General features: G+C 60.0%; 1 pseudogene. It reads left to right on the top strand.

Going from position 1 to position 445, the window contains the following annotated elements:
* Positions 1–7: 7 nt before the first annotated feature.
* Positions 8–445: pseudogene (locus tag M5B96_RS32440) on the top strand (transposase); the annotation flags it as partial.

Genomic DNA, 445 nt, shown 5'->3' with positions numbered 1-445 from the left:
TATGTTTATGACTAACAGCAACGATAAGGGTGGCGAGCTGCTCGGCCAGGAACGCCGACGCCGCTGGAGCACCGACCAGAAGCTGGCCATGGTTCGAGAGAGCCTTGAGCCTGGGCAAAGCGTGTCCGTGGTTGCCCGGCGCAACGGCATCAACGCCAACCAGCTGTTCCTGTGGCGCAAGCTGTATCAGGACGGAAGCCTGTCGGCGGTTAGTGCTGGCGAGGCCGTGGTGCCGGCGTCCGAGCTGAGCGATGCACTCAAACAGATCCGCGAATTGCAACGGATGTTGGGCAAGAAGACGATGGAAGCGGAAGTCCTCAAAGAGGCCGTGGAGATCGCCCGGTCGCGAAAATGGATTGCGCACTCACCCTTGTTGCCGGGGGACGACCAGTGAAACTGGTCAGCGAATGTCTCGGTGTGTCGCGCTCGCAATTAACGGTTCGAA

The sequence above is a fragment of the Pseudomonas sp. MWU13-2105 genome, assembly GCF_023242315.1.
In the GTDB taxonomy this organism is placed as follows: Bacteria; Pseudomonadota; Gammaproteobacteria; order Pseudomonadales; family Pseudomonadaceae; genus Aquipseudomonas.
This window is presented reverse-complemented; position numbering and strand designations above follow the sequence as displayed.